The organism is Streptomyces stoeckheimensis (assembly GCF_045822005.1).
Classification (GTDB): domain Bacteria; phylum Actinomycetota; class Actinomycetes; order Streptomycetales; family Streptomycetaceae; genus Streptomyces; species Streptomyces stoeckheimensis.
Genome location: NZ_CP169550.1, coordinates 6732485 through 6746568 on the forward strand (window position 1 = coordinate 6732485; position 14084 = coordinate 6746568).

Annotated in this window: 13 protein-coding genes; 7 read left to right on the forward strand and 6 right to left on the reverse strand. The window is 71.5% G+C overall.

The window, feature by feature from the left end; genetic code table 11:
• Positions 1–35 precede the first annotated feature (35 nt).
• Together ACE1OC_RS30495 and ACE1OC_RS30500 are read left to right on the forward strand one after the other, a co-directional pair.
• Positions 36–1022: a TerC family protein gene (locus ACE1OC_RS30495; protein ID WP_407839714.1), complete on the forward strand. Its 987-nt coding sequence runs from the start codon at positions 36–38 to the stop codon at positions 1020–1022.
• A 75-nt stretch (positions 1023–1097) separates the two neighbouring features.
• Positions 1098–2327 carry a serine hydrolase domain-containing protein gene (locus tag ACE1OC_RS30500; protein ID WP_407839715.1) on the forward strand — a complete coding sequence of 410 codons (1230 nt, stop codon included), beginning with the start codon at positions 1098–1100 and terminating at the stop codon, positions 2325–2327.
• Positions 2328–2339: 12 nt separating this feature from the next.
• Here the strand turns inward: ACE1OC_RS30500 and ACE1OC_RS30505 are convergent, their stop codons facing one another.
• The 3 genes from ACE1OC_RS30505 to ACE1OC_RS30515 all read right to left on the reverse strand — a co-directional run bounded on the left by ACE1OC_RS30505 (position 2340) and on the right by ACE1OC_RS30515 (position 5236).
• On the reverse strand, positions 2340–3656 hold the full coding sequence (locus ACE1OC_RS30505) for an MFS transporter (RefSeq protein ID WP_407841723.1): 1317 nt from the start codon (positions 3654–3656) through the stop codon (positions 2340–2342).
• A 218-nt stretch (positions 3657–3874) separates the two neighbouring features.
• Positions 3875–4531: an MBL fold metallo-hydrolase gene (locus ACE1OC_RS30510; protein ID WP_407839716.1), complete on the reverse strand. Its 657-nt coding sequence runs from the start codon at positions 4529–4531 to the stop codon at positions 3875–3877.
• Between the two features lie 9 nt (positions 4532–4540).
• The gene (locus ACE1OC_RS30515) at positions 4541–5236 is read right to left on the reverse strand and encodes a maleylpyruvate isomerase family mycothiol-dependent enzyme (protein ID WP_407839717.1); all 696 of its coding nucleotides are present in this window, start codon (positions 5234–5236) and stop codon (positions 4541–4543) included.
• A 187-nt stretch (positions 5237–5423) separates the two neighbouring features.
• On the opposite strand from ACE1OC_RS30515, the gene uvrA reads away from it, so the two are divergent.
• Positions 5424–8402 (forward strand): excinuclease ABC subunit UvrA, encoded by a 2979-nt coding sequence (gene uvrA / locus ACE1OC_RS30520; RefSeq protein ID WP_407839718.1) that lies wholly within the window; start codon positions 5424–5426, stop codon positions 8400–8402.
• 55 nt (positions 8403–8457) lie between these two features.
• Here uvrA and ACE1OC_RS30525 read toward each other — a convergent pair whose 3' ends face one another.
• The gene (locus ACE1OC_RS30525; RefSeq protein WP_407839719.1) at positions 8458–9108 is read right to left on the reverse strand and encodes an NAD(P)-dependent oxidoreductase; all 651 of its coding nucleotides are present in this window, start codon (positions 9106–9108) and stop codon (positions 8458–8460) included.
• 97 nt (positions 9109–9205) lie between these two features.
• Here ACE1OC_RS30525 and ACE1OC_RS30530 point away from each other — a divergent pair, with 97 nt between their 5' ends.
• Positions 9206–9811, forward strand: a complete 606-nt coding sequence (locus ACE1OC_RS30530; RefSeq protein WP_407839720.1) for a TetR/AcrR family transcriptional regulator — start codon at positions 9206–9208, stop codon at positions 9809–9811.
• Here ACE1OC_RS30530 and ACE1OC_RS30535 read toward each other — a convergent pair.
• A complete protein-coding gene (locus ACE1OC_RS30535) occupies positions 9786–10685 on the reverse strand; it encodes a carbohydrate kinase family protein (RefSeq protein WP_407839721.1) in 900 nt (299 codons plus the stop codon). The two genes, ACE1OC_RS30530 and ACE1OC_RS30535, sit on opposite strands and share 26 nt — an antisense overlap.
• A gap of 85 nt (positions 10686–10770) precedes the next feature.
• Between ACE1OC_RS30535 and ACE1OC_RS30540 the strand changes: the two genes are divergently transcribed.
• The gene (locus tag ACE1OC_RS30540; RefSeq protein WP_407839722.1) at positions 10771–11202 is read left to right on the forward strand and encodes a Rieske (2Fe-2S) protein; all 432 of its coding nucleotides are present in this window, start codon (positions 10771–10773) and stop codon (positions 11200–11202) included.
• 12 nt (positions 11203–11214) lie between these two features.
• On the opposite strand, the gene ACE1OC_RS30545 is transcribed toward ACE1OC_RS30540, so the two are convergent.
• Positions 11215–12213, reverse strand: a complete 999-nt coding sequence (locus ACE1OC_RS30545) for a hypothetical protein (RefSeq protein WP_407839723.1) — start codon at positions 12211–12213, stop codon at positions 11215–11217.
• Between the two features lie 249 nt (positions 12214–12462).
• Between ACE1OC_RS30545 and ACE1OC_RS30550 the strand changes: the two genes are divergently transcribed.
• Positions 12463–13104, forward strand: a complete 642-nt coding sequence (locus ACE1OC_RS30550; RefSeq protein ID WP_407839724.1) for a papain-like cysteine protease family protein — start codon at positions 12463–12465, stop codon at positions 13102–13104.
• Positions 13105–13108: 4 nt separating this feature from the next.
• On the forward strand, positions 13109–13960 hold the full coding sequence (locus tag ACE1OC_RS30555; RefSeq protein ID WP_407839725.1) for a hypothetical protein: 852 nt from the start codon (positions 13109–13111) through the stop codon (positions 13958–13960).
• Positions 13961–14084: the final 124 nt, after the last annotated feature.

Below are 14084 nucleotides of genomic sequence, written 5' to 3' on the forward strand. Positions count from 1 at the left end.
CAAGTTCTGAGCCATCTGCCGGAGGCGTGTTAATAGTGGACGTTTCGTTGCTCCTCTGGGTGCTGACCATTCTCGGTCTGGGCATCCTCATCGGCGCCGATTTCTTCATCGGCCGCAAGCCGCACGACGTATCCATGAAGGAAGCGGGCATCTGGACGGTCGTCTGGATCGTCCTCGCGGTGCTCTTCGGACTCGGCCTGATGGTGTTCGGCCACGGCCAGGCCTCGCAGGAGTTCTTCGCAGGCTTCATCACCGAGAAGTCCCTGAGCGTGGACAACCTCTTCGTCTTCGTCCTGATCATGGCGAAGTTCGCGGTCCCCTCACAGCTCCAGCAGCGCGTGCTGCTGATCGGCGTGCTGATCGCCCTCGTCCTGCGCGCCATCTTCATCGCCGCCGGCGCCGCGATCATCGCCAACTTCTCGTGGGTCTTCTACATCTTCGGCGCGTTCCTCATCTACACCGCGTGGAAGCTGATCCAGGAAGCCCGCAAGGACGAGGAGGACGAGGAGTTCGAGGAGAACCGTCTCCTCAAGTCCATCGAGAAGAAGTTCGGCGTCGCCGACCAGTACCACGGCACCAAGCTCTTCATCCAGAAGAACGGCAAGCGCGTCCTGACCCCGCTGATGGTCGTCATGCTCGCCATCGGCACCACCGACGTGCTGTTCGCCCTGGACTCGATCCCCGCGATCTTCGGCCTCACCCAGGACCCGTACATCGTCTTCACCGCCAACGCCTTCGCCCTCATGGGTCTGCGCCAGCTGTACTTCCTCATCGGCGGCCTGCTCAAGAAGCTGGTCCACCTCAGCTACGGGCTCTCCGTCATCCTCGGCTTCATCGGCATCAAGCTCGTGCTGCACGCCCTCCACGAGTCGGGCCTGCACGTCCCGCAGATCTCCATCCCGGTCTCCCTCGGCGTCATCTGCGGTGTCCTGGTGATCACCACGATCACCAGCCTGGTCGCCTCGAAGAAGCAGGCGCAGGCCGAGGCCGCCGCGGCCGGCCCGGAGCGCATCGACGCCTGATCCACCGCGCGACCGGGGATGACCGGGCCTACGCTGGTGCTGTTGCCCTGGTCGTCTGCGACAGGAGGCAGTGCCATGAGGTCGACCCGTACGCGTATGCGCAGGGCCTGCGTGGCCGCCACGGCCGCAGGAGTCCTCCTCGCCCCGGTCGCCGCGGGCTCGGCGTACGGGGCGCCCGCCCCGGCGCCTTCCGTGTCCGCCGCTCCGTCACCGGACGGCGACACGGAATTCCCGCAGCTCACGCCGGCCGTCGCGGCCCGACTGGACGCGGCCGTGCGTGAGGTGATGGACCGGGCGAAGGTGCCGGGCGTGACCGTGGGCCTGTGGGCCCCCGGCAAGGGCAGCTACGTGAAGTCCTTCGGGGTGGCCGACAAGTCCACCGGCGCGCCGATGACACCCGATCTCGGGGTCCGCATCGGCAGCGAGACCAAGACGTTCACGGTCACCGCCCTCCTGCAACTCGTCGACCAGGGAAAGATCGGCCTGGACGACCCGATCGGCAAGTACATCAGCGGAGTCCCGAACGGGGACCGCATCACCTTGCGCGAACTGGCGGGCATGCGCAGCGGGCTCTTCAACTACAGCGAGGACGCGGGCTTCTCCAACGAGCTCAGCGGCACCTCCACCTTCACGCCGCAGCAGTTGCTCGACATCTCCTTCAAGCACCCGGTGAACTTCGCGCCGGGCGCGAAGTTCGAGTACTCCAACACCAACCTGATCCTGCTCGGCCTGCTGGTGGAGAAGATCACCGGCCGGCCGATCCAGGAGGTCATCGGGCAGGACGTGGTGAAGCCCGCCGGGCTGAGCAGCCGCACGCTCTTCCCCGTCGGCAGGGAGTTCCCCGAGCCGCACGCGCACGGCTACACCAACGACCTGGTCGGCGGGAAGATCGTGGACGCGACCGACTTCGACCCGTCCTGGGCCTGGGCCGCCGGAGCGATGGTCTCGACACTGGAGGACCTGCGCAGCTGGGCGAAGACCCTCGCCACCGGCACCCTGCTGACCCCCGCGACCCAGGCCGAGCGGCTGAAGACCCAGCCGATCGGCATCATCCCCGGCGCCGGCTACGGGCTCGGCATCTTCAACGTCCAGGGCTGGATCGGCCACAACGGCTCGCTGCCCGGGTACGAGACGCTGACCGTCTACCTGCCGGAGGAGCAGGCCACCATGGTCATCGTGCTGAACACCGACGACCTGTACGAGGGCCAGGAGCCCAGCACCCTCTTCGGCGAGGCCGTCACCAGCATCGTGACCCCCGGCCACGTGTACCCGGGACACAAGCCGACCGTGGACAAGAGCGGCTGAGCGGCTGGGTGGCTAGGCGGGGGCGGCCGTCTCGGCCGCCCCCTTCTCCGCGTCGGCGTACGCGGACGTGCGCTGCCGGACGACCACCGGGTTGGTCTCCGGAAGCAGCGCGAAGCAGGCCAGCGAGACCAGGGCGATCGCCGTCAGGTACACGGCGACGGCCCACGGCGGGCCGGAGCCGTCCGCCAGCGCCGTCGCCACGATCGGGGTCAGCGCACCGCCCAGTACCCCGCCGAGGTTGTAGCCGACGGCCGCGCCCGTGCAGCGGATCCGCGGGGCGTACAGCTCGGGCAGGTACGCGCCCACCACCGCGAACATCGTCACCATGCCGAGCAGGGCGCCGAACAGGCCCAGGGTCATCAGCAGCGGGTCCGCGGTGCGCAGCAGGGCCACGAACGGGAACATCCACAGCGCGGACGCCGTGCAGCCGGCCAGGCACAGCGGGCGCCGGCCGTAGCGGTCGCCGAGCACCGCGATGACCGGGGTCGCCACCCCCTTGAGGGCGACGGCGACCATGATGCAGGCCAGCATCACGGAGCGGTGCACGCCGAGGTGCTCGGTGGCGTACGCGAGGGACCAGGTGGTGACCGCGTAGAAGACGGCGTAGCCCACGGCCAGCGCCCCGCCGGTCAGCAGGAGCAGGCGCCAGTGGCCCCGTAGGACCTCGGACAGCGGGGCGTCGGCCCGGTGGCCGGTCTCGGCCAGCGCACGGAACTGCGGGGTCTCCTCCACCGAGCGACGCAGCCACAGCCCGGTCAGGGCGAGCAGTCCCGCCACCCAGAACGGCACCCGCCAGCCCCAGGCGGCGAACTGTCCGTCGGACAGGGTGCTCGACAGGGTCAGCATCAGGCCGTTGGCCAGCAGGAACCCCACGGCCGGACCCATCTGCGGGAAGCTCGACCACAGTCCGCGCCGCCCTTCGGGGGCGTGCTCCGAGGTCAGCAGCACCGCGCCGCCCCACTCCCCGCCGAGGCCGAGGCCCTGGAGGAAGCGCAGCAGGACCAGCAGGACCGGCGCGGCCATCCCGATGGAGGCGTACGAGGGCACGCAGCCCACCGCCACCGTGGCCAGGCCGGTGAGCAGCAGGGAGGCGAGCAGTACCGGTCGGCGGCCGTACCGGTCGCCGATGTGACCGAAGACGGCGGAGCCGAGGGGCCGGGCGAGGAAGCCGACGCCGAAGGTGCCGAAGGCGGCGAGGGTTCCGGCGAGCGGGGAGAAGGAGGGGAAGAAGAGCGGGCCGAGCACCAGGGCGGCGGCGGTGCCGTAGACGAAGAAGTCGTAGAACTCGATGGCGGTGCCGACGAGGGAGGCCGCGGCGATCCGGAACATCGAGGGGGACGGGGCGGAGGGGGAGGCGGGCGAGGAGGGGGAGGTGGGCGGTGCGTCGGCCGGGACGACCCGGGGGAGGGGAGCGGGGGAGGGGTCCTGTTGCATGGTGCAGCAATTACCCCGCCCCGCCCCCTCAGGACGTGCGTTCGGCCGTCAATGACCGGAAGGGAGTGCGGTCCGGCGCGAGGTTGACGTGCCGGCGCCCCCTCCGCCGCCCGCTACCAGCCGCGCTCGCGCCATTCGGCCAGGTGGGGGCGCTCGGCGCCGAGCGTGGTGTCGTTGCCGTGGCCCGGGTAGACCCAGGTCTCGTCCGACAGCTCGCCGAACAGCTTGTTCTCCACGTCGTCGAGCAGGCTCGTGAAGGCCTTCTGGTCGCCCGAGGTGTTGCCGACGCCGCCCGGGAAGAGGCAGTCGCCGGTGAACACGTGCGCGTGGCCGTGCGGGTCGTCGTAGACCAGCGCGATCGAGCCGGGGGTGTGGCCGACCAGGTGGCGGGCCGTCAGTGTGACCCGGCCGACCGTGACCGTGTCCCCGTCCTCGACGAGCACGTCGGTGGCGACCGGGATGCCCTCCGCGTCGTGGGCGCCCGCGTACGTCCGTGCGCCGGTCGCCGCGACGACCTCGGCGAGCGCGCCCCAGTGGTCGCCGTGCCGGTGGGTGGTGACGACGGACGCGATGCCGTCGTCCCCGATCAGGCTCAGCAGGGTGCCCGCCTCGGCGGCCGCGTCGATGAGCAGCTGCTCATCGGTGGCCCGGCAGCGCAGCAGGTAGGCGTTGTTGTTCATCGAGCCCACCGCGACCTTGGAAATCATCAGGTCCGCGAGCTCGTGCACGTCGGCCGGACCGCCGACTTTGACCTCTCCGGTGTACGTCATGCCTTGATCCTAGAGCGGGGGGAGCTCGGGGAGGCCGTCGCCCGCCTCGACGGTCAGGTGGGCGCCCCGGAGGCCGCGCCCGGCCAGCCAGCCGAGGAGTTCGTCGGGCGTGCCGACGAGGGTGACCGGGGTGCCCTCGGAGCCGCCCGTGTGCCAGACGCGGTCGGCGCGGTACGTCTTCAGGGTCACCGGCGGAACCTCCGGACGCCCGGACCAGCGGTCGGCGAGGAAGTCGATCTCGCGCGCGGTGAACTCCTCCGGGAGGTCCGCGAGCTCGTAGCCGATGTTCAGGTCGACGTGGTGCAGCTCGACCTCGATCAGGCGGCGGAAGGGGACGCGGGCTGCGACGTCGGTGACCCCGTTGCGCAGTTCCACGGTGCGGGTCCAGTCCTGCGGGCGCTCGGCGACGGAGAACCAGCGGTCCGCGGAATTCCGGACGTCTTCGAGCTGTTCCAGCAGAGGACGTCCCGCGTCGCGCTCGATGTCGGACTCCCGGGAGGTGGCGCTCTCGTACATCGGGCGGCCCTCGAAGACCTCGACGAGGGCGTCCGCGTTCCGGGCCAGGTGTGCCAGGACGTGGCCGCGGGTCCAGCCGGGGAGATGTGACTCTTCGGCCAGCTTCGCGTTGTCCAGCTTCGCGACCGCGGTCAGCAGCCGATCGGTGGCCTCATGAACGGATCGCAGGTCGTGCGCATGATCAGTCATGCGGCCGAGCCTAGTGGTCGAGGGGCCCTCGATACACGATCGGGTGAAGAGGGCTGGACAGTGCCGGAAATCGAATGCACGTGCTATACGCTCGGAGTCCAGTCTCCCACTCCACCGCAGAGGCGCCCCCCAATACCCTGGGACGGGGGCCAGTGCCCCCGCTCTCTCAAGAAAGGTGCGGACCGGCGTGACCGACCGTCTCATCGTTCGTGGCGCTCGCGAGCACAACCTCAAGAACGTTTCTCTTGACCTGCCGCGCGACTCGCTCATCGTCTTCACCGGACTCTCCGGGTCGGGCAAGTCCTCCCTGGCCTTCGACACGATCTTCGCCGAGGGCCAGCGCCGCTACGTCGAGTCGCTCTCCTCGTACGCCCGCCAGTTCCTCGGGCAGATGGACAAGCCCGACGTCGACTTCATCGAGGGCCTCTCCCCGGCCGTCTCCATCGACCAGAAGTCCACCTCGCGCAACCCGCGCTCCACCGTCGGCACCATCACCGAGGTCTACGACTACCTCCGCCTGCTCTTCGCGCGCATCGGCAAGCCCCACTGCCCCGAGTGCCGCCGTCCGATCTCGCGGCAGTCGCCGCAGGCGATCGTCGACAAGGTGCTCGCACTGCCCGAGGGCAGCCGCTTCCAGGTGCTCTCGCCGCTGGTGCGCGAGCGCAAGGGCGAGTTCGTCGACCTCTTCGCCGACCTCCAGACCAAGGGCTACAGCCGGGCCCGGGTCGACGGGGAGACGATCCAGCTCTCCGAGCCGCCCACGCTGAAGAAGCAGGAGAAGCACACCATCGAGGTGGTCATCGACCGCCTCACCGTCAAGGACAGCGCCAAGCGCCGGCTGACGGACTCCGTGGAGACCGCCCTCGGGCTGTCGGGCGGCATGGTGATCCTGGACTTCGTCGACCTCGCGGAGGACGACCCCGAGCGTGAGCGGATGTACTCCGAGCACCTCTACTGCCCGTACGACGACCTCTCCTTCGAGGAGCTGGAGCCGCGCTCCTTCTCCTTCAACTCGCCCTTCGGCGCCTGCCCCGAGTGCACCGGCATCGGTACGCGCATGGAGGTGGACCCGGAGCTGATCGTCCCGGACGAGGACAAGTCCCTGGACGAGGGCGCGGTTTCGCCGTGGGCGCTCGGCCACACCAAGGACTACTTCCAGCGGCTGATCGGCGCGCTCGCCGGGGAGCTCGGCTTCCGGACCGACATCGCGTGGGCCGGACTGCCGCTGCGGGCGAAGAAGGCCCTGCTCTACGGCCACAAGACCCAGATCGAGGTCCGCTACCGCAACCGGTACGGGCGCGAGCGGGCCTACACCACGGCGTTCGAGGGCGCGGTGCCGTTCGTGAAGCGACGCCACTCGGAGTCCGAGAGCGACGCCAGCCGCGAGCGCTTCGAGGGCTACATGCGCGAAGTGCCCTGTCCCACCTGCCAGGGCACCCGGCTCAAGCCGATCGTGCTCGCGGTGACGGTGATGGACCGCTCGATCGCCGATGTCGCCGCGATGTCGATCAGCGAGTGCGCGGACTTCCTCGGGCGCCTCAAGCTCGACGCCCGCGACAAGAAGATCGCCGAGCGGGTCCTCAAGGAGGTCAACGAGCGGCTGCGCTTCCTCGTCGACGTCGGCCTGGACTACCTCTCCCTCAACCGCGCCGCAGGCACCCTCTCGGGCGGCGAGGCCCAGCGCATCCGCCTCGCCACCCAGATCGGCTCCGGCCTGGTGGGCGTGCTGTACGTGCTGGACGAGCCCTCCATCGGCCTCCACCAGCGGGACAACCACCGCCTGATCGAGACCCTCGTCCGGCTGCGGGACATGGGCAACACCCTCATCGTCGTCGAGCACGACGAGGACACCATCAAGGTGGCCGACTGGGTCGTGGACATCGGCCCGGGCGCCGGCGAGCACGGCGGCAAGGTCGTGCACAGCGGTTCGCTGAAGGAGCTGCTGAAGAACCCCGAGTCGATCACCGGCCAGTACCTGTCCGGCAAGCGGTCCATCCCGCTCCCGGACGTACGCCGCCCCGTGGACCCGTCGCGCAAGCTCACGGTCCACGGTGCCAAGGAGAACAACCTGCGGGACATCGACGTGTCCTTCCCGCTGGGCGTCCTCACGGCGGTGACGGGCGTATCGGGCTCGGGCAAGTCGACGCTGGTCAACGACATCCTGTACACGCACCTCGCCCGCGAGCTCAACGGCGCGCGTTCGGTGCCGGGACGGCACACGCGGGTGGACGGCGACGAGCTCGTCGACAAGGTCGTGCACGTGGATCAGTCGCCGATCGGCCGGACCCCCCGGTCCAACCCGGCCACGTACACCGGTGTCTTCGACCACGTCCGCAAGCTCTTCGCGGAGACGATGGAGGCGAAGGTGCGCGGCTACCTGCCGGGCCGCTTCTCCTTCAACGTGAAGGGCGGCCGGTGCGAGAACTGCTCCGGCGACGGCACGATCAAGATCGAGATGAACTTCCTGCCGGACGTGTACGTCCCGTGCGAGGTCTGCCACGGCGACCGGTACAACCGGGAGACGCTGGAGGTCCACTACAAGGGCAAGTCCATCGCCGAGGTCCTGAACATGCCGATCGAGGAGGCCGCGGGCTTCTTCGAGGCGGTCCCCACGATCTCGCGGCACCTGAAGACGCTGAACGAGGTGGGGCTCGGGTACGTCCGCCTCGGCCAGTCGGCGCCGACCCTGTCGGGCGGCGAGGCGCAGCGCGTGAAGCTGGCCTCGGAGCTCCAGAAGCGGTCGACGGGGCGGACGGTGTACGTCCTGGACGAGCCGACGACGGGTCTGCACTTCGAGGACATCTCGAAGCTGATCAAGGTGCTGTCGGGGCTGGTCGACAAGGGCAACACGGTGATCGTCATCGAGCACAACCTCGATGTCGTCAAGACCGCGGACTGGGTCGTGGACATGGGCCCCGAGGGCGGGTACGGAGGCGGCCTCGTCGTCGCCGAGGGCACGCCGGAACAGGTCGCTTCGGTGGGCGCGAGCCACACGGGCAAGTTCCTGCGCGACATCCTGGGCGCGGACCGGATCTCCGACGCCGCAGCCTCGGAGTCGGCCCGGCCGGTGAAGAAGGCGGCCGCGCGGAAGAAGGCGGCGGCTCCCGCCAAGAAGGCGGCGGCCCCGGCTGCCGCGAAGAAGGCCACGCGGGCCCGCAAGGCGTGAACCGCCGCACAGGCGGGAGGGGTTGAATTCCGGCCCCTTCCGCCCGTGCGGACGGCTACGCGGCGACGCCGATGGCGTGGCCCGAGGTCGACGGGTCGGACAGGGTGGTCAGGAGGGCGTCGGCGACGTCCGCCCGGGCGATCACCTTGCCGCCCGGAACGTTGGCGTCGAGCGCCCGCCGGTACGTCCCCGTGAACGGCCGGTCCAGCAGCCGCGGCGGCCGGATCACCGTCCACTGCGTTCGGCTCGCTGCGATCGCCGCCTCCATGACCGCGAGGTCCGCGTACAGGTCCCGCAGGGCCCTGCGCAGGATCGGGTAGACCACTACCCGGACGAGCGCGCCGTCCTCCGGCCCGTCCGGGGCCACCGGCGCCGCACTGACCGCCGACAGGCGGCTCACCCCCGCCCGGTCCATCGCGGAGACGATCGCCCGCAGGGCCGGCCCCGCGACCGGGCTGAGCTTGGCCTGCTTGTTGCTCGCCGGGCCGAGCGCGGAGACCACCGCCTCCTGGCCCTCCAGTACCGGCATGAGCGCGTCCTCGTCGGACAGGTCCCGCACCACGGCCACCCGCAGCCGTTCGTGCGCCGGTACCTCCAGCCGCGCCGGATCGCGGACGACCGCCGTCACCTCGTGGCCCGCTTCGAGTGCCTGTCGGACCACTTCGTGGCCGACCCCGCCCGTGGCTCCGAACACCGTGAGTTTCATTCTGGCTCCCACATTCATGTGACGCATGACGTGTGATGCATGACCGTGAAGGGGTGGGTGAGTGCTCACTCACCCTCGTTTCCGTTATGGTGAGTGAATGCTCACCCCAAAGTCAAGCCGGTCCACCCCGGAGCGCCTGCTCGATGCGGCCGAGACCCTGATGCGCACCACCGGTCTGGCCAGCGCCACCACGAAGGCCATCGCCCGTGAGGCGGGCTGCTCGGAGGCCGCGCTCTACAAGTACTTCGCGAACAAGGAAGAGCTGTTCGTCCGCGTGCTGATGGAGCGCCGCCCCAACGCCGGGGCGATGATGGCGGCGCTGACCAGCGACCCGGGGGAACAGCCGGTCGAGGAGCGGCTGACCGAGATCGCCCGGTACGCCTCGCTCTTCTACGCCGAAGCCATGCCCATGTCCGGCTCGCTCTTCGCCGATCCCGTCCTGCTCACCCGCCACCGCGAGGGCGTACGGAGCATCGGCGCGGGTCCCCACATGGTGCTGGAGGCCCTCACCGGCCACCTGTTCCGCGAGCTCGAACGCGGCCGGCTGCGCCCCGACGCCGACCCGGCGGCCGCCGCCGCACTGCTGCTCGGCGCCTGCTTCCAGCGGGCCTTCTTCCTGCACTTCTCCGGGCCCGACACGGTCGGGCCGGTCGAGGAGTTCGCCCCCGCGGTGGCCGCTACGGTGTGGGCCGCGCTGCGCTGAGCTCGCAGGCGTACGGAGGTTCCGCGCCGGCCCGGGTGCAGGTCAGCGCGGCCGCCGCGGCGGCATAGGACAGCACCTCGGGCCAGTCCACCGGGCCCGGGCCGCCCGCGCCGGCCGTGAGCCGGTGCAGCAGGGCCGCGTTCACGGTGTCGCCCGCGCCGATGGTGTCCACCACCGCGACCCGGCGCGCGGGCACAGAGTGCTCCGCGCCCTCCCGCGTCCACACGGTCAGGCCACCGGCCCCCCGGGTGAGCACCACCGCCGAGGGCCCCGCTGCCAGCCAGTCGGCCGGGCGGCCGCCCAGCCACGCCGCGTCCTCCTCCGACAGCTTCAGCACGCCCACGTGCGGCAGCCAGGACAGGAAGCGGGCCCGGTAGGCCGCCGGGTCGGCGATCAGCGCCGGGCGGATGTTGGGGTCGAGCAGGGTCAGCAGCCCGCGCCCGGCCTCGCGGCGCAGCAGGGTCTCGTAGGCGCTCGCCCCCGGCTCCAGTACCAGCGAACAGGTGCCGAGCGCGAGGGCCCGTACGCCCTCGGGGAGCGCGGGCGGCAGCCGGAACAGCCGGTCGGCCGTGCCCTCGACGTAGAACCCGTACGCCGCCGAGCCGTCCGGGGCCAGCGAGGGCACCGCCAGCGTGGTCGGCTCCGGTCCGCGCTGGACCAGGGAGAGGTCCACCCCGGCCGCGCGCAGCCCGTCGAGCAGCGAGGCGCCGAAGCCGTCCGTCGAGATCCGGGAGCAGAAGGCGACCGGTGCACCGAGCCGGGCCAGCGCGAGCGCGGTGTTGTACGGTCCGCCGCCCGGCCGCGGCAGCAGGGCGCCCGGCGGCCGTTCGACGGGCACCAGGTCGATCAGGGCTTCTCCACCGACGACGATCACGCGGGGGAAGGTACCCCATCGGGCTTCGGTATCGTCGGGTGGACCCGGCCACGTCGGCAGACCTCAGCAACCTTGGGAGAATCGCATGTCCGCGTCGCAGTCCGCCGCCCGCCGTACCGTGCTCAAGGGCGCGGCCGCGCTCGCCGGGGCCGTGGGTGCCGGAGCGGCGCTCACGGCCTGCTCCACCGAGAGCAGCAGCGGCAACGGCAGCCCCGCGGTGCCCGCCGAGCCCGTGGAGCTGGGCGCGGCGGCCGAGGTCCCGGTGGGGGGCGCGAAGCTGTACCGGGAGAAGAAGCTGATCGTCAGCTGCCAGGAGGCGGGACAGTACAAGGCCTTCAGCGCCCAGTGCACCCACGCCGGCTGCGTCCTGGACAAGATCGTCAAGGGTGAGGGGAACTGCCCCTGCCACGGCAGCCGCTTCGACGTGACCACGGGCAAGGTCCTGCAGGGCCCGGCGACCGACCCGCTGCCGGAGGTCCCGGTCAGGGCCGAGGGCGGCAAGCTCATCGCGGGCTGACCGGCGCCCGGGTCACTCCCAGTCCCACCCGATCCCCAGGATCCCCCGCCGCACCCCCTGCTCCACCAGGTGCACGGCCCGGTGCGGGCCGCTCGGGTTCAGGTCCGCGAGCCGCCCGCGCGGCGCGTCCGGCCCGCTGCGCGTGAAGCGGCGGCAGCGCACCGGCAGCGCCGCCTCGTCGAAGCGGACCTGCAGTACGTACTGCCCGCCCGTATAGCTGAAGCCCCGCACGTACTCGGTGCTGCGTCCGGCGGTGCCGTCCTCGAAGCCGTAGCCGAAGACGTAGGTGTCCCCGGCGCGCAGCCGGGCGTCGAAGAGCAGCTCGGCGACGACCAGTTCCGCTTCGGGGTGGCGGCGGATCCGCCCGGTCCGGCAGTTCTCGACGGCCCGTACCCGGATCCGCTCCGGATCGCAGCCCGGGTCGCCCTGGTGGACCGCGACGTACCGGTCGACCCCGTCCCGGTGGGCCCGTACGACGTGCTGCGATTCGCGGCCGAGCAGCTCGCCGGCGGGCCCGATCCGCACTCGCTCGTGATGGCCGACGGTGTGCAGACCGCCGTCGGTGGGCAGCTCCATGCCGGCGAGCAGCGCCTCCACGGCCGCGCCGGCGCTGAACAGCGCCCGGTACGAGCGCGCGGGCGGCCGGGCCGTCCCGGGGGCGGCGGGATCCGGCGCGGCCAGCAGCCGCAGCAGCGCGCCCTCGGGCAGTTCCAGGATCTGCTCCAGGGCCCGTACGGCCTTCAGGGACTCGGGGCGGCCCGGCCTCCGGGCGCCCTGCTGCCAGTAACTGAGGCTGGTCACCCCGAGCTTGATGCCGCGGGCGGCGAGCCGGTGCTGCACCCGGTGCAGGGGCAGGCCGCGGGCGGCGAGTGCGGCGCGGAGCGCGAGGTGGAAGGGGCCCGCGCGCAGCAGGTGCGGCAGGTCCCGGGCGCCGTCCGCGCGGGCGCTGTCCGAGGGGGTGCCGTCCGCAGGGGCGCTGTCCGGGAAGGTGCCGTTCGCGCTCGACCGCATGGCGGCTCCTCCTGTGAACGTTCACGCGACGGGGTGCGGGCGGTCCGGCGGGTGACGCCCGCGGTCCCGGTGGGTCCAGGTGGGTCCAGGTGGGGTGACAGCGGACGTTCACACTCTGGCCCCACCGTTCACACCGCGATGTCACGCCGTATTGAAGCGTGTTGACCTGTTCCCGACAACACCCCGATGCTCCTCCACAGCGTCCGGACGCGCTCCTCCACCCCCACTCCCCACCTCGGGAGGAACGCGATGCGCAACAGAAACCGGCGGCTCACCCTCGCCGCCTTCGTCACCGCCCTGCTCCTCACCCTGCCGACCGCTGCCGCCACCGCCGCCGATGCCGCCGCCGGTACGGGCACCACGACCGCCACCTCCTCCGCTGCCGCCGCACCCGCCGAGAGCTCGGCCCTGGCGTCCAAGCGGCTGAACATCACCATGCAGGCCCAGCAGAAGACCAACTGGTGCTGGGCCGCCGGAGGCAACACCATCGCCACCTGGTTCGGCCGCAGCTACAGCCAGAACCAGTTCTGCAACGCGGCCTTCAACCGCCAGCAGGGCTACGACTGCCCCAACAACCAGGCCACCCTCGGCAATGTGCAGACCGGCCTGCGCTGGGCCGGCATCAGCTCCGGCTCCTACGTGAACGGCTGGCTCCAGTACTCCACCGTCCAGACCGAGATCAACGCCAACCGCCCGATCGAGACCCGCATCCAGTGGTCCAACGGCGGTGGCCACATGCACGTGATCTACGGCTACGACACCGCGAACAGCTGGGTGTACTGGGGAGACCCGTGGCCCTCCAGCGACCGATACAACTGGGCCTCCCACGCCTGGTACGTGGACAACGGCACCTTCTCCTGGACCCACTCGCTCTACCGGATCGGGGCGTGACCTCATGGCTCCTCGCCTCACGCACGGCCGCCTCGTGAACGGCCGGCTCGCCGCCGCGGCCGTCGCCGCGACCGCCGTACTGGCCCTGGCCCCCACCCAGGCGTCCGCGGCGCCCGTTCCGCAGCCCCAGGCCGCCACCGCCGAGAACCTGGCCGCCGCAGGGCGGACGGCGGCGGCCCCCGACACCCTCGCCACCCTGTCCCGCTTCTTCGCCCGCGAGGGCAAGGTCTCGCTCGCCGCCGCGCAGCCCCGCATCGAGGGCGAGACGGTCCCCGTGCACTACCTCTCGCCGGAGTTCGTCGCGGGGAAGGCGGGCGCCGGCGTGGCCCGGCTGGAGTTCCTCGCCAGCAAGGCCGTCTCCTCGGACGGACAGCAGGCCGCCCTGTGGACCGCGCAGACCGCGGCGGGCTGGCAGGTGGTGAACATCGCCACCGGCGACGACGAGTTCCGCTACGCACAGCTCGGCGCGGCGAAACTCCCCGGCGGGACCGTGTTCCGCGAACCACAGATCGACGCCTGGTACGTGGCCGGCGGCGACCGGGTCCTGCCCCTCGACGAGGACGCGGCGACGGCCGTGGGCGCGCAGGGCACGAGCCTGGCCGCCTACCGGGCGCGAGTCGTGAAGGCTTACGGGGACAAGCTGCCGGGATCCGCCTACGGCAAGTCCGGCAAGGCCGGTGGTTTCGCCCCCACGGAAACCACGGCCGAGGAAGTCTCCGCCTCCGCCTCCGCCGCCCGGCCCGGGTCCGCTCCCGCCGGACTCCCGATGACCGCCGGAGCCGTGGCTCTGGCGCTGGGTGCGGCCGGCGCGGTGGCCGCCCGGCGCGCCCGGCGGCAGCGGGTGGTGCGGGCGTAGCCACCCGAGGGGTCCGGCCGCCTGCCCGGCGGCCGGCCCCTGCGGGGCCGAGGCCGTCTCCTCCGGATCTTGCGGGCCAGGCAAGATCCGAAAGAGACGGCCTCGGCCCGGTTGTCGGCGGGCG

What these genes read in the sequence shown, in the direction of transcription:
- ACE1OC_RS30545 (WP_407839723.1), bottom strand. Translation starts at nt 12,213, where the DNA reads ATGCGGTCGAGCGCGAACGGCACCTTCCCGGACAGCGCCCCTGCGGAC.
- ACE1OC_RS30540 (WP_407839722.1), top strand. Translation starts at nt 10,771, where the DNA reads ATGTCCGCGTCGCAGTCCGCCGCCCGCCGTACCGTGCTCAAGGGCGCG.
- ACE1OC_RS30530 (WP_407839720.1), top strand. Translation starts at nt 9,206, where the DNA reads ATGCTCACCCCAAAGTCAAGCCGGTCCACCCCGGAGCGCCTGCTCGAT.
- ACE1OC_RS30505 (WP_407841723.1), bottom strand. Translation starts at nt 3,656, where the DNA reads ATGTTCCGGATCGCCGCGGCCTCCCTCGTCGGCACCGCCATCGAGTTC.
- ACE1OC_RS30515 (WP_407839717.1), bottom strand. Translation starts at nt 5,236, where the DNA reads ATGACTGATCATGCGCACGACCTGCGATCCGTTCATGAGGCCACCGAT.
- ACE1OC_RS30510 (WP_407839716.1), bottom strand. Translation starts at nt 4,531, where the DNA reads ATGACGTACACCGGAGAGGTCAAAGTCGGCGGTCCGGCCGACGTGCAC.
- ACE1OC_RS30500 (WP_407839715.1), top strand. Translation starts at nt 1,098, where the DNA reads ATGAGGTCGACCCGTACGCGTATGCGCAGGGCCTGCGTGGCCGCCACG.
- ACE1OC_RS30550 (WP_407839724.1), top strand. Translation starts at nt 12,463, where the DNA reads ATGCGCAACAGAAACCGGCGGCTCACCCTCGCCGCCTTCGTCACCGCC.
- ACE1OC_RS30525 (WP_407839719.1), bottom strand. Translation starts at nt 9,108, where the DNA reads ATGAAACTCACGGTGTTCGGAGCCACGGGCGGGGTCGGCCACGAAGTG.
- ACE1OC_RS30555 (WP_407839725.1), top strand. Translation starts at nt 13,109, where the DNA reads ATGGCTCCTCGCCTCACGCACGGCCGCCTCGTGAACGGCCGGCTCGCC.